Origin of the sequence: Listeria booriae, assembly GCF_000766865.1 — a bacterium.
Taxonomy (GTDB): Bacteria; Bacillota; Bacilli; order Lactobacillales; family Listeriaceae; genus Listeria_A; species Listeria_A booriae.
In genome coordinates this window covers 65,388-85,309 of sequence record NZ_JNFA01000029.1, presented here as the reverse complement: position 1 = coordinate 85,309, position 19,922 = coordinate 65,388, and the positions used below count along the sequence as shown (strand labels likewise).

General features: G+C 41.8%; 21 protein-coding genes, 1 pseudogene and 1 other annotated feature. Of the genes and pseudogenes, 4 read left to right on the top strand and 18 right to left on the bottom strand.

Annotated elements, in window-relative coordinates; genetic code table 11:
- Positions 1-41: 41 nt before the first annotated feature.
- The 6 genes from EP57_RS14180 to EP57_RS14155 form a co-directional block, all read right to left on the bottom strand.
- Complete coding sequence (locus EP57_RS14180) at positions 42-476, bottom strand: GNAT family N-acetyltransferase (protein ID WP_241480732.1); 435 nt, start codon at positions 474-476, stop codon at positions 42-44.
- Between the two features lie 16 nt (positions 477-492).
- Positions 493-1,752 (bottom strand): tyrosine--tRNA ligase, encoded by a 1,260-nt coding sequence (gene tyrS / locus EP57_RS14175; protein WP_036087725.1) that lies wholly within the window; start codon positions 1,750-1,752, stop codon positions 493-495.
- 240 nt (positions 1,753-1,992) lie between these two features.
- Positions 1,993-2,198 (bottom strand) — a binding site (T-box leader).
- A gap of 63 nt (positions 2,199-2,261) precedes the next feature.
- Positions 2,262-3,260 carry a catabolite control protein A gene (ccpA, locus tag EP57_RS14170; protein WP_036087723.1) on the bottom strand — a complete coding sequence of 333 codons (999 nt, stop codon included), beginning with the start codon at positions 3,258-3,260 and terminating at the stop codon, positions 2,262-2,264.
- Between the two features lie 311 nt (positions 3,261-3,571).
- Complete coding sequence (locus tag EP57_RS14165; protein ID WP_036087722.1) at positions 3,572-4,657, bottom strand: bifunctional 3-deoxy-7-phosphoheptulonate synthase/chorismate mutase; 1,086 nt, start codon at positions 4,655-4,657, stop codon at positions 3,572-3,574.
- Positions 4,658-4,925: 268 nt separating this feature from the next.
- A complete protein-coding gene (locus EP57_RS14160; protein ID WP_036087721.1) occupies positions 4,926-5,453 on the bottom strand; it encodes a YtxH domain-containing protein in 528 nt (175 codons plus the stop codon).
- A gap of 25 nt (positions 5,454-5,478) precedes the next feature.
- Positions 5,479-5,937 carry a DUF948 domain-containing protein gene (locus EP57_RS14155; RefSeq protein WP_036087720.1) on the bottom strand — a complete coding sequence of 153 codons (459 nt, stop codon included), beginning with the start codon at positions 5,935-5,937 and terminating at the stop codon, positions 5,479-5,481.
- 219 nt (positions 5,938-6,156) lie between these two features.
- Between EP57_RS14155 and EP57_RS14150 the strand changes: the two genes are divergently transcribed.
- Positions 6,157-7,269, top strand: a complete 1,113-nt coding sequence (locus EP57_RS14150; protein ID WP_036087719.1) for an aminopeptidase — start codon at positions 6,157-6,159, stop codon at positions 7,267-7,269.
- 313 nt (positions 7,270-7,582) lie between these two features.
- On the opposite strand, the gene murC is transcribed toward EP57_RS14150, so the two are convergent.
- From murC to EP57_RS14125, 5 genes and pseudogenes are all read right to left on the bottom strand, one after another.
- Complete coding sequence (murC, locus tag EP57_RS14145) at positions 7,583-8,914, bottom strand: UDP-N-acetylmuramate--L-alanine ligase (protein WP_036087718.1); 1,332 nt, start codon at positions 8,912-8,914, stop codon at positions 7,583-7,585.
- Between the two features lie 293 nt (positions 8,915-9,207).
- Positions 9,208-11,529, bottom strand: a complete 2,322-nt coding sequence (locus EP57_RS14140) for a DNA translocase FtsK (RefSeq protein WP_036087716.1) — start codon at positions 11,527-11,529, stop codon at positions 9,208-9,210.
- A 239-nt stretch (positions 11,530-11,768) separates the two neighbouring features.
- On the bottom strand, positions 11,769-12,380 hold the full coding sequence (gene ytpR / locus EP57_RS14135) for a YtpR family tRNA-binding protein (protein ID WP_036087714.1): 612 nt from the start codon (positions 12,378-12,380) through the stop codon (positions 11,769-11,771).
- A 5-nt stretch (positions 12,381-12,385) separates the two neighbouring features.
- Positions 12,386-13,174 (bottom strand): DUF1444 domain-containing protein, encoded by a 789-nt coding sequence (locus EP57_RS14130; protein ID WP_036087909.1) that lies wholly within the window; start codon positions 13,172-13,174, stop codon positions 12,386-12,388.
- A gap of 27 nt (positions 13,175-13,201) precedes the next feature.
- A pseudogene (locus tag EP57_RS14125) lies at positions 13,202-13,522 on the bottom strand (thioredoxin family protein); the annotation flags it as partial.
- A gap of 122 nt (positions 13,523-13,644) precedes the next feature.
- Between EP57_RS14125 and EP57_RS14120 the strand changes: the two are divergent.
- Positions 13,645-14,088 carry a YtoQ family protein gene (locus EP57_RS14120; protein ID WP_036087710.1) on the top strand — a complete coding sequence of 148 codons (444 nt, stop codon included), beginning with the start codon at positions 13,645-13,647 and terminating at the stop codon, positions 14,086-14,088.
- A gap of 21 nt (positions 14,089-14,109) precedes the next feature.
- Here the strand turns inward: EP57_RS14120 and EP57_RS14115 are convergent, their stop codons facing one another.
- Positions 14,110-14,328 carry a hypothetical protein gene (locus tag EP57_RS14115; protein ID WP_036087708.1) on the bottom strand — a complete coding sequence of 73 codons (219 nt, stop codon included), beginning with the start codon at positions 14,326-14,328 and terminating at the stop codon, positions 14,110-14,112.
- Complete coding sequence (locus EP57_RS14110; protein ID WP_036087706.1) at positions 14,321-15,394, bottom strand: M42 family metallopeptidase; 1,074 nt, start codon at positions 15,392-15,394, stop codon at positions 14,321-14,323. Before EP57_RS14110 ends, EP57_RS14115 begins: the two co-directional genes overlap by 8 nt.
- A gap of 175 nt (positions 15,395-15,569) precedes the next feature.
- Here EP57_RS14110 and EP57_RS14105 point away from each other — a divergent pair, with 175 nt between their 5' ends.
- On the top strand, positions 15,570-15,881 hold the full coding sequence (locus tag EP57_RS14105) for a PepSY domain-containing protein (RefSeq protein WP_036087704.1): 312 nt from the start codon (positions 15,570-15,572) through the stop codon (positions 15,879-15,881).
- 58 nt (positions 15,882-15,939) lie between these two features.
- Here the strand turns inward: EP57_RS14105 and EP57_RS14100 are convergent, their stop codons facing one another.
- Entirely contained in the window at positions 15,940-16,350 is a 411-nt protein-coding gene (locus EP57_RS14100) for a cupin domain-containing protein (protein WP_036087701.1), read from the bottom strand.
- 195 nt (positions 16,351-16,545) lie between these two features.
- Here EP57_RS14100 and EP57_RS14095 point away from each other — a divergent pair, with 195 nt between their 5' ends.
- The gene (locus tag EP57_RS14095; protein ID WP_036087700.1) at positions 16,546-16,875 is read left to right on the top strand and encodes a hypothetical protein; all 330 of its coding nucleotides are present in this window, start codon (positions 16,546-16,548) and stop codon (positions 16,873-16,875) included.
- A gap of 64 nt (positions 16,876-16,939) precedes the next feature.
- Here EP57_RS14095 and EP57_RS14090 read toward each other — a convergent pair whose 3' ends face one another.
- The 4 genes from EP57_RS14090 to EP57_RS14075 form a co-directional block, all read right to left on the bottom strand.
- The gene (locus EP57_RS14090) at positions 16,940-17,173 is read right to left on the bottom strand and encodes a metal-sensing transcriptional repressor (protein WP_036087698.1); all 234 of its coding nucleotides are present in this window, start codon (positions 17,171-17,173) and stop codon (positions 16,940-16,942) included.
- A gap of 120 nt (positions 17,174-17,293) precedes the next feature.
- Positions 17,294-18,133, bottom strand: coding sequence for an MBL fold metallo-hydrolase (locus tag EP57_RS14085; RefSeq protein ID WP_036087697.1), 840 nt, complete (start codon positions 18,131-18,133; stop codon positions 17,294-17,296).
- A 55-nt stretch (positions 18,134-18,188) separates the two neighbouring features.
- On the bottom strand, positions 18,189-18,830 hold the full coding sequence (trmB, locus tag EP57_RS14080) for a tRNA (guanosine(46)-N7)-methyltransferase TrmB (RefSeq protein WP_036087696.1): 642 nt from the start codon (positions 18,828-18,830) through the stop codon (positions 18,189-18,191).
- Positions 18,821-19,633 carry a phosphotransferase family protein gene (locus EP57_RS14075; protein ID WP_036087695.1) on the bottom strand — a complete coding sequence of 271 codons (813 nt, stop codon included), beginning with the start codon at positions 19,631-19,633 and terminating at the stop codon, positions 18,821-18,823. The genes trmB and EP57_RS14075 overlap by 10 nt, the downstream gene beginning before the upstream one ends.
- Positions 19,634-19,922 lie beyond the last annotated feature (289 nt).

Here is a 19,922-nt window from a genome sequence, read left to right as displayed (position 1 = left end):
TTGTGCAACAAAAAAGTTTGGCGACTGTTCGCCAAACTTTTTTAGATCCTTTTCCGCATGGAAATATCGGTTGTTTCGAAACCCATCTTCTCATAAACATGAATCGCGCGTTTATTATGCCCAAACACATGAAGACTGATTTCCGTAATCCCTTGCGCCTGTGCTTCCTCTTCAAGCACGGCTAACAACTCACTACCTAGCCCTTGATTCTGAAACGCCTCGAAAATAATAATGTCATAGATAAAATAAGATTGCTCCTCCTGACAAACCCACAACGTGCCAACTTTTTCATGTGAACGTATAACGTCCCAAATAAAGTGATTCGGTGTATTTACGCCATTTGGAAGCGTGTCTCTCATGCTTTGTTTCGCATTTGCCAAAGCTTCAGAAGCAAGCCATGTCCCCGCCTCCACTTTATCTTCCGCATAAGCAATACTCAAATTTTCCGAGAAAGCCGCAAAATCTGCCTGTTTCATCAATTCCAGATGCACATTAGGCATAGCGCACCAAGGAATATTTTTTCTTACCACGACGCACGATTGTAAAACGATTTTCGACACGATCCGCGCTTGTCACCACTTTTTCTAAGTCTTGGACGCGTTCTCCGTTGATGTAAATGGCGCCATTGCCGATATCCTCGCGTGATTGGCGTTTCGAAGGCTCGATACCCAGTTCTACTAGCCAATCAACTAGCAACGCCTCGTCTTGACTTGCCGTGAACGTTGGAACATCTTTAAAACCCTGCTCAATTTCGTCTGCTGTCAACGCTTTTACGTCTCCGCTAAACAATGCTTCGGAAATTTTGATCGCTTGGTCTAATGCTTCTTGGCCATGAATAAAACGCGTCATTTCTGCTGCTAAAGAGCGTTGCGCTGCGCGACGATGTGGTTCTAGTTTGACCGCGGATTCCAAGTCATTGATTTCATCTTGATTTAAGAACGTGAAGTATTTCAAGTATTTCACAACATCACGGTCATCTGTATTGATCCAGAATTGGTAAAACTCATATGGCGTTGTTTTTTCAGCGTTTAGCCAAATCGCGCCACCTTCTGTTTTACCAAATTTTGTTCCATCGGCTTTCGTCAATAACGGAATCGTCAAACCGAAAGCTTTTGCACCTTCGCCTTGTTTTTTGCGGATTAGGTCAAGACCCGCCGTAATATTTCCCCACTGATCGCTACCACCGATTTGCAAACGACAATTGTGATTTTCATACAACTCATTGTAATCCATCGCTTGTAAAATTTGGTATGCGAATTCTGTAAACGAAATTCCGACTTCTAAACGATTCGCGACGATATCTTTTGCAAGCATTGTGTTCACGTTGAAGTTCTTCCCGTAATCGCGCAAGAAATCAAGCACCGTCAAATCCTTCGTCCAATCATAGTTGTTCACCATAATCGCACCGTTCTCACCGGAAAAATCAAAAATCGTTTCTAGCTGACCACGTAAGCTTTCGACGTTTTTATTCACTTGTTCGATGGATTGCAGTTGGCGTTCTTCTTTCTTGCCACTTGGGTCACCGATGGATCCTGTTGCACCGCCTACGACAACGATTGGGCGATGTCCTGCATTTTGAAAACGGCGTAAAATCATGAATGGGATTAAATGGCCGATATGCATCGAGTCGCCTGTTGGGTCAATGCCGCAGTATAGTGAGATTGATTCTTTATTTGTTAATTCGCGAAGTCCTTCTTCGTCTGTTTGTTGGTAAATTGCGCCGCGCCATTCTAGTTCATCGATAATATTCATTTTTTTGGCTCCTTACTTTTATTATTATTTGGTGTTTTTTGATGTGATGGGCTTTAGATGGATTGATTCATGCTTGTATTGGACTGTAAAACTAGCAACTGAGTTACAGCCCGTACTTTATAACGTGGGAACGCGATGTTTCTTTTTAGTGGATTAACCCATCGCTTTGCTCACGCTTATATTGGGGCTGTAATTCACTTTGTTTCATACAGCCCCAACAAAAAGTCCCCCCGTCATAGACGAAGGGACGCAAAATATACGTGGTACCACCCAACTTAGGAAAAAAATCTTCCTCGCTTCATTAAGATAACGGCAAATACTACCGTTTGCAAATGCAAATATGCTCCGGGATGTAATTCGTCTCACTTATTTGTACTGGTTCTCAGCTCCCACCAGCTCTCTTGATACAGGGATAAGCGACTACTTCGTCCGTTCATAGCTTTTCGATATAAACTTGTATTTCTATTTTTAACATAGGTTTGTATTGTTTGTCAAATGGAATTGAAAATTTAGCGTGTTGTTCCGCGCATTTTTTCACTGTGTGGTAAGATAACTGTTTTTTCTTCGACTTCTTCGTTTGCCATCAATTTCGTTAGTAAACGCATGGCTACGGCGCCGATATCATAAAGTGGTTGTACGACCGTTGATAATTGCGGACGCGCCATCAATGTTAGTTTTGTATTGTTAGATGTAACGATTTCCAAGTCTTCGGGTACTTTCACGCCTGCATCTAATGCGGCATTTAATACGCCCATTGCTAGTTCGTCGTCTGCTACGTAAATCGCGTCTGGTGTTGCTTTCAAGCTGCTTAATTGCTCCCAAGCTTTCACTCCAGCTTCGTAATTATACGCTGATTCTAATACGTAGTCTTCGTTGAACTTGATTTTCGCTTCTTTCAAGGCTTCGCGATAACCACCAAGCTTCAATTCACTGTTTACAGGCTCGTCTAAAGAACCGCTGATGAAGGCGATTTTCTTACGGCCATTTTTTGTAAAGCGTGATACTGCTTCGTAGCTTGCTTGTTTGTAATCGATGTTAACCGATGCGATTTTGTTTGCTGCGTCTACAGAGCCTGCCAAAACGACTGGTGCTGGCGAACGATCGAATTCTTCTTGTAACTGTTCTGAAATGCGTTCACCCATGTAAATAATACCGTCGACTTGCTTGCCTAACAAGGTGTTAAGTACTTGCAACTCTTTGTCTTCATTTTCATCGGAGTTGCTCAAAATAATATTGTATTTATACATCGTCGCGATATCTTCAATACCACGTGCTAATTCTGCATAAAATACGTTCGAAATATCCGGAATCATTACGCCGACTGTCGTTGTTTTCTTACTTGCTAGACCACGGGCAACCGCGTTTGGACGATAGCCCAATTGTTTGATAACATCAAGTACCTTTTTTCTAGTAATTGGTTTTACGTTCGGATTTCCGTTAACGACACGAGAAACGGTCGCCATCGATACATTTGCTTCGCGCGCCACATCATAAATTGTCACATTCATCTATTTCACTCTCCAAAATTAAATTATTTTTAATAGTTAGCCATATGCCACTATTGTAAACGTACACATTCGTGCTTACACTTTATAATACGATAGTTTTTTTCGTTATGCAATTGTTTTCACTTATTATTTACATTACTAAAAATTCAGAAGAAAACGTTTTATCGAGTCAAATTCAGTCAAAATCGTCAAAAACAAGTCATAGCAACAATCCAAACGGGTGCATTTTTTTAACAAAATGGTGACTCACCTAAAAATAGCCATAAAAAAAGTAGCTAGAAATGATTTCCTAACTACTCTCTTTCATACATTTATTGAATGTTCTCTGGTACTAATTTTGATTTCAAAATTTCTTCCCAGAAAGCGTCAAATTCTTTCAAGTTCATTTGTTGTGCTGCGTCAGAAAGAGCGACTGCTGGATCTGGATGTACTTCTGCCATTACGCCGTCCGCACCGATTGCAAGAGCTGCTTTGGCACATGGAAGTAGTAAATCTTTACGTCCTGTAGAATGCGTTACATCCACCATCACTGGTAAATGTGTTTCTTGTTTTAGAATTGGAACAGCAGAGATATCTAGTGTATTCCGCGTTGCTTTCTCGTACGTACGAATACCGCGTTCGCAAAGGATGATTTGGCTGTTTCCTTGCGCCATAATGTATTCCGCAGCACCGACAAATTCTTCAATCGTTGCTGATAGGCCACGTTTTAATAGAATTGGCTTGTCTACTTGTCCAACAGCTTTTAGAAGTTCGAAGTTCTGCATGTTACGCGCACCGATTTGGATAACATCGATATGGTCAAGTGCCACTTCAATATCGCGTGGTGTTACGATTTCACTAATAACGCCAAGACCAAATTCGTCTGCTACGCGCTTCAAGATTTGTAATCCTTCTACACCTAAGCCTTGGAAATCATATGGGCTTGTACGTGGTTTAAACGCGCCGCCACGAAGTAATTTCAAGCCTTTATCACGAACCGCACCAGCAACCGTTGCTACTTGTTCATACGATTCTACCGAACATGGACCGAATACAAATGTTGGAGTTCCGTTACCGATTGGCACGCCATTTACTGGAACAATTGTATCCTCTTTCTTATTCTTACGCGAAACAAGCAATGCTTTTGAATTATCGTCTTCTTGTAATTCCAAACCAGCTTTGAAAATTTCTTTAAATAGCTTTTCGATCGTGCTATCTTCAAAAGGACCTTTATTCGCATCCGTAATCGCATTTAACATTTGACGTTCACGAACTGGATCAAAACGAATAACGCCTTGCATTCCTTTAATTTTACCGATTTCTTGCACTAAGTTCGCTCGTTTGTTGATTGCTTCTAACACCTCAATGTTTAAAGCATCTACTTGTGCGCGCAACTCTTCTAAATTTGGGTTTCCCATGTTTTTTGCCACCTCTCCAATTTCTCTGCCTGTCTTTGTACAGTATATTTATTCATTATAGATGAAAAATAATTATTTGTCACCATGTCGCTTTTCTACTTAAGCGCTTTTAAGTGTTAAAGTGAATAATACAATACTAACATTACTTGCTTCTAATTGCAAGCTTCTTTTTTATGATAACCGTTCCATTTACCTAGTTATTGCAAAAAAAGACGCAAGCTACGCATTTTCACGCATAACTTGCATCCGGATCTTTCTTAGACAGATTTTATTTTTTCAATTCTTTTTTCGCGTCGTCTGCGATTTTTTCTGTTTTGTCTTTCGCGGTTTTAGAAGCTTCTTTTACTTCTTCTTTTGTTTTTTCAGCAGCGTCTTTTACGTCTGATTTCGCATCTTTCGCTTCTGATTTGAATGTATCGCCAGCTTTTTGTGCCGCTTGTTTTGTTGCTTCTAAGCCAGCGCTAGCAGTTTCTTTCACAGATTTTGTTTGTTTAGAAACGCTTTCGTATAATTGACCTGATTTATCTTTAACAACGTCTACGAATCCAGATGTTGAGTCCAAGATAGAATCACGTTTTTCTTTGGCTACATTGCCAATTTCGATTCCTTTTTCGTAGGCAACGTCTTTCCATTGTGTGCCTTTTTCTTTTAGAACATCCACATGTTCGTTTAAGTCACCACGTAGTTCTTTTCCTGATTTAGGAGCTAGTAAAAGCGCTGTTACTGAACCAACGATTCCACCAATTAGACCACCGATTAGAAAATCTTTTACATTAATTCCATCTTTTTCAGACATATATATTCCCTCCACATTCGTTTTTTTATAATTGCGCTGCTTCTTCTTGTGCTTCTGCAGCAGCTTGTTTCGCTGCTTTATTCGCTTTCATCTTATCGCGGAACGACAAAATAGAATTGCTGAATGATACAGCTTGGACAATCTTTTGTTCATTGGCTGTTACTTTATTGGTCGCAAGTGTTGCTAATTCGCGAACCGATTGGCTAAGTCCTAGTAATGATACGCCGATATCCCCTACCGCATCGAATACTGGATCTACTTTAGCCACCTTCCCGTTAATATCTTCGAGAAGATCATTCGTCTTGCCCATTAATTTCTCGGCTTGGTCAGTGATTCCTTTGACCTCACCCGTCATTTCTTCTAGCGATTTGGCTACTTCATCCATTGTTTTAGAAGTCGACCGAAGTGTCATACCAAGGTAAACCGCAATGACAAGTAACGCGATTGCAGCGATTAGAGCCGCAATATACAAAATTATTTCCACCTTCTTTACACCTCCACATATATCTAGCACTTTACCCCCAATGCGTCTATGTAAAACGACCATTTAACAAAGTACGGGCTGTCTTCATTTTAGCAATATTAGCCGAAAAAGGAAAGCAAAAAACAATCGGAACTCTTTTCGGAAGCATATTTCGCTAATTTGGAGTAAAATAGATAGGTGCCGCGAATCAAGCGGATAAAACGAAATGGAGTGATTTTCTTGAAAGACCCACGTATTGAAAAACTAGCCTATAACTTAATCAACTACTCTGTAAAACTACAACCAGGCGAAAAAGTACTTATTGAAAACTTTGGCTTACAAAAAGAATTAGTAACTTCTCTTGTTGCTGAAGCTTATAAAGCAGGCGGATTCCCGTTCGTATCTTTGAAAGAACCTCAAGTAGACCGTGAAATGTTGCTTGGCGCTAGCGCCGAACAATATGCGAAAATCGCGGAATTTGAAGGCAACGTCATGAAGGAAATGGATGCTTACATCGGCCTTCGCGCTGGCGATAACATCAACGAACTTTCCGATGTTCCAGCTGACAAAATGAAAATAAACGGCGAATCTGTTGGTAAAATGCATACAGACATCCGCGTGAAGCAAACAAAATGGGTTGTCTTACGCTACCCAAGCGCTTCTATGGCGCAACTTTCGAAAATGAGTACGGTAGGTTTTGAAGACTTCTATTTCCAAGTATGTAACCTGGACTACAGCAAAATGGCTGAGGCAATGGAAGACTTAGTGAACTTGATGAACCAAACAGATCGCGTTCGCCTCGTTGGACCTGGCACAGACTTGCAATTTTCGATTAAAGATATTCCTGCAATTAAATGTGCCGGTGAAGCAAATATTCCTGATGGTGAAGTGTATACAGCGCCAGTACGCGACTCTGTAAACGGAACAATCACATACAACACACCATCACCTTACCAAGGTTTTGTTTTTGAAAATGTGTCGTTTACGTTCGAAAATGGTAAAATTGTGAAGGCAACAGCGAATGATACAGAACGCATTAACAAAATTTTGGATACAGACGAAGGTGCGCGTTACATTGGCGAATTTGCGATTGGGGTAAACCCGTTCATTCACGAACCAATGCAAGACATTCTTTTTGATGAAAAAATCGAAGGAAGTTTCCACTTCACGCCTGGTCAAAGTTATGACGAAGCGCCGAACGGCAACCATTCCGCGATTCACTGGGATCTAGTAAATATTCAACGCCCTGAATACGGTGGCGGCGAAATTTACTTTGATGACGTATTAATTCGCAAAGACGGCCGCTTTGTACTGCCTGAACTTGAGAAATTAAACCCTGAAAATCTAGCTTAATAATGCATTGAGAAACCAGTTGGCGTCAGCTTGCTGGTTTTTTTGCACAAAGAGTCTGGGGCATACCCTAAATAAATCGGCGACAAGCGCTCGCATTCAAGGAGTTTGGCAGACTTCCGGTTCTCACATACACAAGTATGCTCCGCTTCCGGCTTCCACCAAACTCCTTGAATGCAAACGCTTTCGCTCGATTTGTGTAAAGCAAAATTTTTCGTCTTACCCAAAGTAAATGGCTCGGCGGCTTTGCTTTATCTTGAGTTTTGTCCCAACATCGCAAAAAAATAACTACCGGCTGGTAGTTATTTTGGTTTATTTAATTTACTGCTCGCTTTTCTTCAATTACGTCCATATCAAGAATATTTTCGTATGCAGCTTGGAATTTTTGTACGTCGCCTGCGCCCATGAATAGGATGACAGCGTCTTTGTAGTCGAGTAGCGCTTCAGTGTGCTGTTCTTGAATCACGTGTTGGCCTTTTGTTTTGGCTGCTAAGTCTTGAATAGTAAGCGTGCCACGGTTTTCACGGGCTGATCCGAAAATATCGCATAAATATACTTCGTCCGCTAAATTTAAACTATCCGCAAAACCTTGTAAAAAGGCTTGTGTACGCGTAAATGTATGCGGTTGGAATACTGCTACAACTTGGCGATTCGGGTATTTTTGACGTGCTGCGTTGATTGTCGCGCGAATCTCTGATGGATGGTGCGCGTAATCGTCTACTAGCACTTGGTCTTTTTTCTCCGTAATGCTGAAACGGCGCTTAACGCCTTCAAATGTGCGTAATTCTTTTGCAACGTCAGCAGTTGGAATGCTTTCATAGTGGCACAATGCGATGACACTTAGCGCGTTCAATACATTATGGTCACCGTATGTTGGAATAATGAAAGTACCGTGGAACTCGCCTTTATGATACACATCAAACGTCGAACCAGTCGTTTCTTTCACGATATTCTTAGCTTGGAATTCGTTGCCCTCGTCAAAACCGAAATAAATCACAGGAACTTCTAGCTCTAAACGGCGCAATTGTCGATCGTCACCTAAGGCAAACACGGCTTTCTTCACTTGTTTACCGAAAGATTCAAACGCACTAAATACGTCATCCTCACTCTTAAAGTAATCCGGATGATCCCAATCAATATTTGTCATGATGGCATATGTTGGTGAATAAGCAAGGAAATGGCGTTGATACTCACAAGCTTCCAAAGCGAAATACTCCGCGTTGGGGTTTCCTTTCCCAGTTCCGTCGCCGATTAAGAAAGATGTCGGGCGCAACTCTTCTAGCACATGAGAAAGTAAACCAGTAGTCGATGTCTTACCATGCGAACCAGTAATAGCAACACTTGTATAGCCTTCAATCAATTGACCTAAAAACTTGTGATAGCGGATGACTGGTAAATCCATATCCATCGCTTTCTTAATTTCAGGATGGTCGTCTTTGAATGCATTCCCTGCAATAACAGTTAGACCTTCTTTAATATTGTCCTCAGAAAAAGGTAGAATCGTAATCCCGTCATCTTCCAGTGCTTTTTGTGTGAAGAAATATTTCTCAACATCACTACCTTGCACACAAAAGCCTTTATCGAACATAATTTGAGCCAGTGCACTCATGCCTGCTCCTTTAATCCCAACAAAATGATACGTCGTCATTAATTGAACCCCCAGAATTTTAATCTTTGAAGAGGTAGCCTAAAAAATAGTGTGTTGCTAATTCTTGGAACGAGCATTTTCATTATTTTTATTATTTCTAGACATCTTCTTAAATTTTGAACCATGTGTTTGTTGTACTCTCATTCTTCGTTGTAAAAACTCACTAAGATATTATACCACTTTATGAGCTATTTAGAAATCGCCAATAGGAAATTTATATCTAAGGACTTAGTTTTTCAAGGTTTTGCGTATGTTTTTGCGCCGTTGTGTACGCTAATGGAACTACGGGTGTATTATATATCACGTATCTTTTCTAGCTGCTCACGCGTAATAATGACATCTCGTGGTCTCGAGCCATTCGTTTCTGAGACGATATTATGTTGCTCTAGCGACTCCATTAATCTGGCGGCACGATTATAGCCAATGCGGAAATGTCGTTGTAAAAGTGACGTCGACGCGCCATTTTGCGATAGAACAAAATCACACGCCTCGTCAAAAAGGTCATCTTTGTCTTCCTTAGCAATTTCACGTTCCAGCAGTTCTTCTTGTTTGAAAAGATAATTCGGCTCTGCTTGGTTTCTAACGTGAGCGATAACAGCGTCAATCTCTTGGTCACCGACATACGTTCCTTGCAGGCGGACTGGTTTGGAAGAACCGCTCGGTAAGAAGAGCATGTCCCCTTTTCCAAGTAGTTTCTCGGCACCTGCCGTATCGATAATCGTTCTAGAGTCGATTTGCGAGGACACAGAGAAAGAAACGCGCGTCGGGATGTTCGCCTTAATCAAACCGGTTATAACGTCCACAGACGGCCTCTGCGTCGCTACAATCATATGAATACCACAAGCCCGGGCTTTTTGCGCAATTCGGCTAATCGCTTCTTCTACGTCGTTTGGCGCGACCATCATTAAGTCGGCTAACTCGTCAATGATAATTAAAATGTACGGCAGTTTTTCACCGGAATGTTCAGGATGCGAAGAATATTCATTGAATTTCTCCATATTTCGAACACCCGCATGAGAAAATAGCTGGTATCTGCGTTCCATTTCGTCGACGGCCCATTTCAACGCGGCTGTTGCTGCTTTTGCATCGGTGATAACTGGGCTTACAAGATGTGGGATACGATTATACGGCGCTAATTCTACCATTTTTGGATCGATAAGTAGTAATTTCAATTCGTCCGGCGTCGCTTTGTATAGCAAACTAATCAGCAAGGAATTGATGCAGACACTCTTACCAGAACCTGTTGCCCCGGCAATTAAACCGTGAGGCATCGTCTGGAGGTCTGTTACGATTGGAACGCCTGAAATATCAAGGCCAAGCGCTGCCGTTAACGGTGATTTACTGGACTGAAAAGCTTGACTGTTCATAATTTCGGAAAGCATGACTGGACGACTCGTTTCGTTTGGAATCTCGATGCCGATAGTGCTTTTCCCTGGAATTGGCGCTTCAATACGGATATCTTTTGCGGCTAAGTTTAGCTTGATATCATCGGTTAAATTAGTGATTTTGCTGACCTTGACGCCTTTTTCTGGTTGTACTTCGAATCTGGTAACAGCGGGGCCTTGCGTAACATTGACCACTTTTGCGGATACATTGAAGTTCGTAAGTGTTTCGTTTAAAAGTTCTTCTTGGAACTCTAGCCATTCAGCGTCTTCATTTTCAAAAACGGGCGGCTTGAGTAAATTTAGTGATGGGAAATAATAGCCATTAGTGGACTCGTCTGCGGTTTTGTTGCTTTGGAAAACGGGTGCAATGGTGGCTGGTTTTTCTGTTGCGACTTCTTCTTGTTTTACAGTTTCAGGCTTGGCTTGTTGCTTTTTGTCTTGATTTACCATCATGACGTTGAATGGGATTCTCGTCTTTGGTGGTGCACTTCTTTCGCGAGGTGATTCTTCTGCTTCCGGTGTTTCGTGAATCAATGTGATTCGTTCGGGAGCGGGCGTCTGCTCTGGCTCTATTTCTTCTGGTATCTCTTCGACTTGTGGTTCTTCGATTGCCACTACTTCTTCTACTACCGCCACATCTTCCATGCTTTCTGGCTCTTCTACTACTTCTTCCAACTCAACTACCGGTTCTGGTTGGGCGACTTCCTCTACAATAGGTTCGCTTTCTACCAAAACATTGCCTTGAATAATCTCAATGGCCTCACCTACTAAATCACGGCTTGGCTCCATCACTTCTTGTTCTTTTGTGACATCGAATTCAAAACGGCTCGGTCTTTTCTGGAATGCAAAAACTGGTGACGGAACATCTGTCGGTTTGAACGGACGTTTCTTCTCGATAACTGGTTGTGTCACAGAATTTTTTGGCGATACGATTCTTTTTGGTTCACTATGTATAGTTACTTGATTCTGCGCTTGTCTCGGTTGATCTGGAATGAGCGGAAAACGGAATTCGCCCTTTGGATATTGGTATACCATCTTTGTATGGATTTCGCGTACTTGTTTCGTTGACGCTTGACTTGGGCGCCTTACTGCAACTTGTTTTGGTTGCGGTTCTGGTACTATTTTTATCGGCTGGACTTGCGCTGGTGCCTGTTCTTTTGGCTTAGCTATTTGTACTTCCTCATATGCTTCTTCTCGATCGGCAAAGAAAAAATCTTTAAACCATCCCATTTATATCACTACCTAAATTATTTTTTGACCGTGTCTTTTAATGATTCTAACAGAGAATTTTAGATAAAGCTATCAAGAACTATGAAAGTCTTGCAAATCGCTTTATATCAGTGTTTCAACTGCTATAACTTAAACTTATGACGACGAAAACAGCCTCTATAAGTACAATTCCAAACGTAATTGTATACTAAAAACAAGAAAAATAAGACATCTCTCGATTACCAAGAGATGCCTCCTTCTTAAAATGTTACTGGGTATACCGCACCAGTCTCATAGCCATCATCTAAAACCATGATGCCTTTTTCTTGTGGCGCGTCAGGAATCGCGAGTTCACGTGCCGCACAAATCATGCCGAACGAGTCTTCTCCGCGCAAGTTAGAAGGCTTAATAATTAAACCACTTGGCATTACCGCGCCGATTTTTGCGACAACGACTTTTTGGCCCGCTTCTACATTTGGTGCGCCGCATACGATTTGAACGGTTTTATCGCCTAAATCCACTTGACATACATTTAGTTTATCTGCGTTTGGATGTTTTTCTTTCGAAGCAACATATCCAACGACGAATTTTGGCGAAAGATCTGCCTCCACGACGAAATCAAAGCCATTGTCCGCTAATTCTTGATTAATGAACGCTACGTCTTCTTCTGTCAAATTCACTTTACCATTTGCATCGAATTGGCGTTTTTTCGAAACTTCGAAGATATTGATCGCTACCGTTTCGCCTGTTTCTGCGTCAAAAATACGCGTTACATTGCCTTTTGATTCATTGTTTGTTTTTTCTACATCATTTAGGTGGACTAAAAGTGTGTCCCCTACTCCTTTTTCGTTATAAAATGCATTTACAATCACGTTAACTACTCCTTTGGTCTGTTTTTGGCCATAATAAAGATCGGTTCTAGTTTACCATCATTATACACTAGCGGTAAAGAGGTAATTGGTGCAAGCCCGTCTGCAAAAAACTGCATCGTCATGTGCGCCAACACATCATAGCCCGTATTATTTCGAATATCCGCCACAATCAAAACATCCTGATGCGGCACTGCAAGCACCATTTCGCCTTCTAGCTGCGCTCGCATTTCCTGCAAAAACGCCTCATTCAAAATTCGACTCGCGTCATAACCATCATTCGTTCGCACAAAATAAAAATCATTCCCCGCTACCGAATCCTTCTTCGTTGGCGTCTTTCGTTGCCGTAAATTAGCTAAAGCCGCCAGCCGGACATCATCTAGCGTCAAACCGTCCTGTAGCGCATCTTCTTCAATAAATCGGTATGACGACCCAATATCCACTACATAAAAAATCGCCGTCTCAGCCGTATGCTCTTCCACCAACAACGCCTTACCGTCCTTCGTCTCACGCGGAAACGAAGTCGCCCGAATGACCGGATAAACTTGCGCTAAACTATCGCGTAGATTCAAAGTATGCTGCGAAGCCTTCAAACCTTCCACGACATAATACACGATTTTCTCCACCGCAACATCGCCATTTTCTTCCCAATTCGCAATAATTTGCGGAATAGATAGCGTGATAGAATTGCCAGCTTCCGTCACTTTCAACGTATCCTTCTCACGATCATAACTAAATGCACGATTCGGGTGTCCAAGCTCTTTTTCCAGCCGTTCTTTCATCTTCATCGTTGTCATTTTCAAAGCAAAGCCCTCCCCTCTTCCTTATAACGCATCGATAAAATCATTAATTTCCTCTTTCGTTTTGCGATCCTTGCTTACAAAACGCCCGATTTCCTCACCATCTTCAAATGCCAAGAAACTCGGAATGCCAAAAATCGCTAAATCCGCGCACAAATCAATAAATTGGTCACGATCCACATGCGAAAAAGTAAAATCTTCATGCGCCGCTTCAATTTCAGGCATCACCGGCTCGATAAATTTACAATCACCACACCAGTCCGCACTAAACATAAAAATCGTTCTTCCATTATCTTTTAGTTCATTAAATTCTTCCACTGACTCTAAATGTTTCATTATTTCTCGACTCCTTCTTCGTTCCTAAGTCAATCCTAAAGCTCCCACCAAAATTAGTAAAGAATTACGCTCAAAAAAGTTGCCATTCCCGTCATTTTCTTCTATCATTGCAGACAAGGAGGCGTTTTTTTATGGAGTATCATATTTATTTAGCCGGAGAAATTCATTCGGATTGGCGCGACCAGCTGCGAGCAAGCATCCAAGCCAAACCTGGTATCACTTTTCATTTTTGGGGACCGCAGGAAAATCACGACCTTTCCGATGCGATTGGCGAGCACGTCCTTGGCGAACAACCAAATGCGATTTACAAAGACTTACAAGCATCAAAAATCAATAACTTACGCACAGAATTACATTTGAAAAAAGCAGACTTGGTTATCGCCTTATTCGGCGAGAAATTCAAACAGTGGAATACAGCGACAGATGCAGCCACAGCCATCGCGCTCGGCAAACCAACTATCATCATCCGCCCAGAAGCGCTACACCACCCGCTCAAAGAACTGTCCGAGAAGGCAAATGTGACGGTGGACACGATTGAACAAGCCGCACAAGTGATTGATTATATTTTCGCATAAATTTCAAAAAGAAGCGCCCGACTATTTCAGGCGCTTCTTCGTGTTCACACTATCTTTCCACGACCAGAGGTAACCGAAACCAAGAACCATCGCAGCACCAATGAACGTCGTTATAATCCAGCCTAATTCTGCATTTTTGAAATAAGGTACTCGCAATACATAGCCAAGCAAAAATACCAATGCAGAAATCGCCATGATGTTGCCCGTCAAAACTACCGGGGAACGCCATAAATTACGCATTATCGCGAATCGTCTCGTACGTTGTTTTATCAAGGTTGCGAATCACAGTTGTAATCATTTCTTTGGCCGCCGCGTAATCATCTACGTGCAAAATCGTGTTGGATGAGTGAATGTAACGCGCTGGCACACCAATGACCGCACTCGGAATCCCACTATTAGATGTGTGCACTTTTCCAGCATCCGTTCCGCCTGGCGATGTGAAATATTGATACGGAATTTGATTAGATTCGGCTGTATCTAGCAAGAATTCACGCATACCGCGATGCATAATCATCGTCCGATCGAAAATACGCATCAGGAAGCCATTCCCAATTTGACCGAACTGCGTCTTGTCTCCCGTCGTATCGTTTGCAGGACTAGCATCTAGCGCAAAGAAAATATCCGGTTGAATCATATGCGCACTCACACCCGCACCACGAAGCCCTACTTCTTCTTGAACATTGGCGCCTGCATACAACGTGTTCGGTAACTGCTCATCTTTTACTGCTTTAAGTAATTCAATCGCAAGCCCGACACCGTAACGGTTATCCCAAGCTTTAGCCATAATTTTTTTCGGATTAGCTAGCGGCGTGAATTCTGTGACAGGAACGATTTGTTGCCCAGGTTTCACACCAATTGCCAGCGCGTCCTTCTTGTCGTCCGCACCGATATCGATGAGTAAATTCTTCGGATCTGTCGGCTTGCTACGTTCTGCTTCCGTCAACAAATGCGGCGGCACAGAAGCAACGACACCAATGACCGGGCCATTCTCCGTAATCACTTGCACACGTTGCGCCTGAAGCACTTGCGGATTCCAACCACCGATCGTTTGAAAAGCAATCATGCCGTTATCCGTAATGCGCGTCACCATAAAGCCAACTTCATCCAAATGACCAGCAACCAAAATCCGCGGCCCACCTTCTGCGCCATGACGCACACCGAAAATACCACCCAATCCATCTTGAATAACTTCATCTGACACCGGCGTAATTTCTTGTCTCACAAAATCACGCACAAACTGCTCGCTTCCAGAAGTTCCTGGCAGTTCCGTTAATGTTTTAAATAGTTCTAACGTTTCTTTTTCCATTTAGCACCCGTCCTTTTCCCGAGATATCTCCCACATTATATCACTTTTAAAAGCATCCGCCTAAGAAAAAACTATAAAAACATGTAAAGGCTTTTATATTTCCAGATTAAGCGTTATAATAAAACACAACAAACGTTTTTCAAGATATAAAAAGTAAGATTTAGGGAGGCAAACAATGAACTGGAAAGTATTTATTACAGGTGTTGTAGCAGGGGCTGCGGCAGGTCATTTTATCAATCATTATCTACTTGAGCCTAAAACAATATCGGGTGATGTCATTTTAGAGAACGTGAAAGAAGCGTTCAAACAAGAAGGCCCAATCGAAGGCTCGTGGATTCAACTTAAAAAGCAACATTACAAGAAGTTCGCGATGGACACATTCGTTTATCACGGTGGAATTACCGCCATTCGTGACGGCGAACGCAAGCAATTCGAGTTTATCGCAGACGCCACGACCGGAACGGTTATCGATGTTTACTTAGCCTAAAATTAAAAAACTGCAAGTCGCATAAATTGTGACTTGCAGTTTTTTCGCGTTGTGCACTTTATTTCGACTGATTCGCTTCTTGATACTGGCTTTCGGACACTGGTTCTAGCCAGTTTGTTTCCCCTTTGCTCGGATCACGAACAATCGCCAGATGAACAAACCAGCTATCTGACGCAGCGCCATGCCAATGTTTAATTTCCGCTGCGATTTCAACGACATCTCCCGCCTTCAAGCGTTGCGCCACTTTGCCTTCCTCTTGATAATAACCTTCGCCGCCAGTCACAAGTAAAATCTGACCACCTTCATGCACATGCCAATTGTTTCTTGCATTCGGCGCGAAAGTAACATTTCCGATTGGATTCGATTGCGCGGTAAGCATCGAAAGGTAAGCATCTCCCACGAAATAATCGTTCTCAATTTTTTCTCCAACCGGGAAAACAACGCTTTGTTTTAAGTCTTTTTCAATCATTTATATTCCTCTCCTTTTCTATAAAATCAGTATAAACCTTGAAGCTCACTCTAAGTAAAGTGATTTGTCGTGCAGTAACTTACAAAAATAGATTGTAAGCGCTATCTAATGTATTTATTTTATTGAAAATACATTTTTTGTCCACCGCTTATTTTTCCATTTCTTGCTACAATCTAGAAAAGGAGGCAAACATATATGCAAATAGCTACATTAGCGAACGAAATGTTTATTCACATGTCTTTAAGTTACTTCCAAAAAAACAATGCTTCATTTTTCATCGACACTTTTACGACATTATATCCTAAAACACCTGAAAAAATATTATTTAAAGCACTCCATCAATTGGAGGCGGACACGCTGGTTTCTATCTTTTATAAAGAAGATAAGCCTTATATTATCACACTGCGCCCCAATAACATTCGAAATATCAATAAAAATACACTTGACAAAAAAGGCTATACGCTGAGTAACGATGTGTTCACTTTCTGTCAAAGCCATGCAAAGCATTTCCATCTTAGCTTTTAATTTCCTATCCGAAAGATAAAAAATCGTACCAGATAGCTGTAGCGACTGTGGTACGATTTTTCATTTATTTAATATAGCTGTCTACGCGCTTTTGGTTGAATTCTCCTTGTTCCACCATTTCTTTCATTTGTTCGCTGAAAATGACTTTTTCGGCACTTTGTAACGCTTTTTTGACGGCGGCCATTTGTAGCATAATATCATCATAAGATCGATTTTCATCGGTCATTTTTTTGATGGATTTGACATGGCCTTCGATTTTAGCCAGCCTGTTGGAAACTGCTTTACGAACTTCTGACATTCTTATACCCCCTGTTATAAAAAATATGAAATTTTATTAAATAGAAAGTAACGTTTATATAAAAGCATTTATATAACCCCCATATAGGGATACAAACCATAATACCATATAGGGGTATGATTAATTTTCGCGATTCAACTGCACCGAATTTGTTGTATTTCCATCCTTATCAAACTGCAAAGCACGGTAAAATGAATCATGATAAAACAGTAACCATTTTCCAGTTCCATTTAACTCATCGCGCAATCGTTCTTTGGCAAAAATGGAGTCCATTGGGTAGTCGTCGTATGCGGTGACCCAGAGTACGTTTTGGTGAGCGCGTGTTGGAAAGATGTCAGCCATATGAATCGCCGACTCGCCAAGACTATCAATTCGAATTACCGCATGGCCATTACTATGTCCGCCCGTCTTCTCTAAAGAAATGGCATCGTTTAATGTTAACTTCTCTTTGTAGGTCTTCACTTGATTCGCAATCCCCTGCCAATTCTCCGGCCAGTAAGTTGCTTTGGAGCGAATATTAGGACGGCGTATTTCCTCCCACTCGGTTTCTGTCGTGTAGATCGTCGCATTCGGGAACAAGCTCGCGCCACTCGTGTCCGTTAAACCAACAATGTGATCGAAGTGCATATGTGACATTAAAATCACATCAATGGCTTCTGGAGCAACGCCTAATTCCGCCAAATCTTCCAGCACGAAGGATTCTTCTATCACACCGAAATTCCGACGCTGTTTTTCCGTCAGACGCCCAGCGCCAATTCCTGCATCGATTAAATAATGCTTACCTTGATATTCGAAATACATCGGATCTGTCGTACAGCGAATCTGATTTTTTTCGTTCGGTTCGTATTTTTTCTGCCAGAGGGCTTTGGGGACCACGCCGAACATCGCGCCACCATCGAAATGCGCGATTCCACCTCGTAACCAATGAATTTTTATCTCCCCTACTTGCAATGTATCCATCATTTTTGCCTCCTTTATGAAAAAAAGCCAGAGCCATGTATGCTCCAGCCTCTTGTTATGCTTTAAAAGTTGCTTCTAAACGATAAATCGGAAAACCTTGTGCGGAAAATTTCTCTTCGTACTCTGTCATGATATTGCCTTCGTAATCACTGTGATGCAAATCAAGCGACAAGTAATGCAACAACATGCCATACTCCGAAAATGCGACTAATGAATATTCAAACAAACTACGATTGTCCGTCTTAAAATGAATCTCGCCATCTGCTGGCAGCAATACTTTATAAATATCTAAAAAACGCGGATTCGTTAAGCGACGTTTCGTATGGCGTTTCTTCGGCCACGGATCGGAGAAGTTCAAGTAGACGCGCGCCACTTCACCAGGCTCGAAATATTCTAATAAATCTGCTCCGTCCACCGATAGTAAACGTAAGTTCGGAATGCCCGCAGTCAATGCTTTGTCCAGCGCCGTAATCAAGACACTCTCCACCACTTCAATGCCGATGTAGTTAATATCTGGATGTTTTGTTGCCATGCCAGTGACGAATTGCCCTTTTCCAGTTCCGATTTCGATATGAATCGGATTTTCATTTCCAAATAGTTCGTGCCATTTCCCTTTCCAATCTTCGGGGTTTGCCACACACACTTCTGGATGAGCCAAGATTTTCTCTCTCGCCCACGGTTTATGTTTTACTCGCATAACGTTGCGTACACCTCATTATCTCTTAATATTTTTTTCAAAAGTTGTTCTAAGCGCAAGCGTTCTGGTTCGCGCCCGCGTTCATATTGCCAATTCATTGCCATTAAAACCTGACAAATCGAAAACCATTTCAGCCGTTTGTAAAAAGCGGGTGTCAACTCCTGGCCATATTCTGCTAACCAATTTTTCCATTCAGCAAACGGAACATATTGATATAACAAAACTCCGACATCATTCGCCGGATCAGCAAGCATCGCCCCGTCCCAATCGACTAAATAAAGCGAATCCTCTCCTGAAAGCAACCAATTGTTATGATTGACATCTCCGTGACAAACAACATGACGCGCTTCCTCTAACGTATCCATATTTTCAGCTAAATAGCGTTGCGCCTCTAAAATTAAAGCGTCATTGTAAGACGTCGTTTGAATATCCGTCGTTACTTGATCCAATAAATACACACAGGAATAATCTTTTTTCTCAATTCGGCCTAACATATCCCGCAAATGTTCCGAGCGATGAATCCGCCCTAGTAGCTTGGCAACACGCGGTTCACGCATATTTTCGGCATCGAGCGTTTGGCTATCATCAATCCATTTCTGCGCGGTAATAACATCCCCATTTTCCACACGTCTTGTCCAGATAAGCTTAGGAACGATATTTTCTACAGAAAGCGCAGCTAAAAAAGGCGATGAATTTCTCTTTAAAAAGAACTTCTCGTCTTCATGAACAGCTACAAAGGCTTTCCCCGTCTCGCCACCAGCTGGTTCTATTTCCCAATCTTCTCCAAACAAATTATCTTTCATCCTACATTCACCTTCGCTTACATTGCGTCGTCTATCACTCTTCACTTCGTATGGAACTCGCCTTTATTACATCAATCTTTTGCTTAAGACGAATTGGTCTTCTTGTCTTCTATGTATGTTAGAAAGATGGATAAAAAAAGAGCCATTACACCAATAGCTACCTTTTAAATTTTACTTCTCTTCCCGCCTTACGTCAAGTCAACATATGTTCGGTTTTGAAATAATACATTTGGTACAAAACTGTCATGCTCTGTTTGGATTTTTTAACATGAAAAAAACTTTGCACACA

What these genes read in the sequence shown, in the direction of transcription:
- EP57_RS14180 (WP_241480732.1), bottom strand. Translation starts at nt 476, where the DNA reads ATGAAACAGGCAGATTTTGCGGCTTTCTCGGAAAATTTGAGTATTGCT.
- tyrS (WP_036087725.1), bottom strand. Translation starts at nt 1,752, where the DNA reads ATGAATATTATCGATGAACTAGAATGGCGCGGCGCAATTTACCAACAA.
- ccpA (WP_036087723.1), bottom strand. Translation starts at nt 3,260, where the DNA reads ATGAATGTGACAATTTATGATGTGGCGCGCGAAGCAAATGTATCGATG.
- EP57_RS14165 (WP_036087722.1), bottom strand. Translation starts at nt 4,657, where the DNA reads ATGGGAAACCCAAATTTAGAAGAGTTGCGCGCACAAGTAGATGCTTTA.
- EP57_RS14160 (WP_036087721.1), bottom strand. Translation starts at nt 5,453, where the DNA reads ATGTCTGAAAAAGATGGAATTAATGTAAAAGATTTTCTAATCGGTGGT.
- murC (WP_036087718.1), bottom strand. Translation starts at nt 8,914, where the DNA reads ATGACGACGTATCATTTTGTTGGGATTAAAGGAGCAGGCATGAGTGCA.
- EP57_RS14140 (WP_036087716.1), bottom strand. Translation starts at nt 11,529, where the DNA reads ATGGGATGGTTTAAAGATTTTTTCTTTGCCGATCGAGAAGAAGCATAT.
- EP57_RS14130 (WP_036087909.1), bottom strand. Translation starts at nt 13,174, where the DNA reads ATGACAACGATGAAGATGAAAGAACGGCTGGAAAAAGAGCTTGGACAC.
- EP57_RS14120 (WP_036087710.1), top strand. Translation starts at nt 13,645, where the DNA reads ATGGAGTATCATATTTATTTAGCCGGAGAAATTCATTCGGATTGGCGC.
- EP57_RS14115 (WP_036087708.1), bottom strand. Translation starts at nt 14,328, where the DNA reads ATGCGTAATTTATGGCGTTCCCCGGTAGTTTTGACGGGCAACATCATG.
- EP57_RS14110 (WP_036087706.1), bottom strand. Translation starts at nt 15,394, where the DNA reads ATGGAAAAAGAAACGTTAGAACTATTTAAAACATTAACGGAACTGCCA.
- EP57_RS14105 (WP_036087704.1), top strand. Translation starts at nt 15,570, where the DNA reads ATGAACTGGAAAGTATTTATTACAGGTGTTGTAGCAGGGGCTGCGGCA.
- EP57_RS14100 (WP_036087701.1), bottom strand. Translation starts at nt 16,350, where the DNA reads ATGATTGAAAAAGACTTAAAACAAAGCGTTGTTTTCCCGGTTGGAGAA.
- EP57_RS14095 (WP_036087700.1), top strand. Translation starts at nt 16,546, where the DNA reads ATGCAAATAGCTACATTAGCGAACGAAATGTTTATTCACATGTCTTTA.
- EP57_RS14090 (WP_036087698.1), bottom strand. Translation starts at nt 17,173, where the DNA reads ATGTCAGAAGTTCGTAAAGCAGTTTCCAACAGGCTGGCTAAAATCGAA.
- EP57_RS14085 (WP_036087697.1), bottom strand. Translation starts at nt 18,133, where the DNA reads ATGGATACATTGCAAGTAGGGGAGATAAAAATTCATTGGTTACGAGGT.
- trmB (WP_036087696.1), bottom strand. Translation starts at nt 18,830, where the DNA reads ATGCGAGTAAAACATAAACCGTGGGCGAGAGAGAAAATCTTGGCTCAT.
- EP57_RS14075 (WP_036087695.1), bottom strand. Translation starts at nt 19,633, where the DNA reads ATGAAAGATAATTTGTTTGGAGAAGATTGGGAAATAGAACCAGCTGGT.